Source organism: Christiangramia sp., assembly GCF_029937855.1.
GTDB lineage: Bacteria > Bacteroidota > Bacteroidia > Flavobacteriales > Flavobacteriaceae > Christiangramia.
This window is the reverse complement of the sequence record NZ_JAPYPC010000075.1, coordinates 1-1,452: the sequence shown is the minus strand read 5'-3', so window position 1 is coordinate 1,452 and position 1,452 is coordinate 1. Positions and strand designations below refer to the sequence as shown.

Annotated in this window: 1 protein-coding gene; it reads right to left on the bottom strand. The window is 40.5% G+C overall.

The genetic code is table 11. The features are described 5' to 3' along the window. Positions 1-325 precede the first annotated feature (325 nt). Positions 326-1,381: an IS110 family transposase gene (locus Q1K34_RS17945; RefSeq protein WP_300442115.1), complete on the bottom strand. Its 1,056-nt coding sequence runs from the start codon at positions 1,379-1,381 to the stop codon at positions 326-328. Positions 1,382-1,452 lie beyond the last annotated feature (71 nt).

Below are 1,452 nucleotides of genomic sequence, written 5' to 3'. Positions count from 1 at the left end.
AACAACGGTTCCTATGAAAAGCAATAATCGCTTCTCTCAAATTTAATATTTTATTTTTTCTTATCTCATTATGATGATGATTTTGTAGTGTTGAATTGGTTGACAAGCCTTTTCACTCTGGGAGTTGCTTGTCAATAATTCAATACTTAATAACCTGCCCGGGCTCCTATTTGTGGTCAACTACTTTGAATCGCCACCTGCATCGCTATGATTCCGGTTATATAATCCTGTCCACTTGCTCATAAAAATGTGATCCAATATGGCCACCACCGTTGTTGTGTGATACAGGATAAGTTTGTCTAGGGCTTGGTCATTTATATTATTTTCATGCTATGACTCCTATTTCATAAGGAGTTTCTGTTTTTATAACTGCTAAAGTCCGACTCAGTAACTTATGAGCCACCTTGATAATGATCTTCTTACTATCCTTCCCTACATGCTTTCGATAATAGGCCTGCATGATGGGATCTGTTCGTACAGCCTGCCAAGAGGCTTCCACAAAATAAGATCGCATTAGGCGTTGTGCCCTGGGAGTCATCCCGGTGGTTCGAGAAGTAGTCCCACTCTGATAAATACCAGGAGCTATTCCTACATAGCCAGCCAAATGCTTCAAAGTATTAAATCTCCTAAGATCTCCAAGTTCTGCCAGAATCCCTGCTGCTACAATCCCTCCAATTCCAGGTACACTTTTTAGCAGGTAATAATCCTTTTTATAGTGCTTGCGCGCATAAGCTCTCAATTGATTAGAGATATGTCGAAATTCCTGGTCCAGAAATCGAAAACTTCGAAGCTTACTGGCAAGACTTTCTGTGGCCGTATCATGAGAGAATTCCTGATCCTCCAGCCAATTGCGAAAGGCGTGACTCCAATGATCGTTATCGAATTGCGCAGGAAGTTTCACACCAAAATACAAGAGTTGCATCTTAATCATACTTTTAATACGACGAAGATCTTTACTAAGACTATACCGTCTTCTAAATAAGCTTCGAAAACATTCTCGCTCTTCCCCAACAATTCCAATACTCTCCAGACGACCATCTTTGAGTTCCCGACTAATGAGTTGGGCATCGATACGATCGGTCTTAGTATACTGTTCTTTTCCCTTACGATGTATATCTGCTGGATTTACTACCAGAGACTGCCATCCGTAAGATTCAAACTCCCGGTGTGCAGCATAGCCAAAGCATCCTGCTTCGTAGGCAATACTAACCTGGTGATCTGGATAATGCTTCTGGACATATTTATAAAGAATCTCACAATGGGGCTCCATACTGAAGGATTTACCAGAAAAAAGATCAGTACTACAGTGAATCTTCCAGCTGGACTTGTGGATATCAAGGCCAATGAATAACTTTGGTAAGGCAGTAACTCGGGTTTCCATATCTTTAATGTTTATGGTGAATTTTAAAGATAACCGATTACTGCTTTTTCATTGATGCTCATCGCCAATAA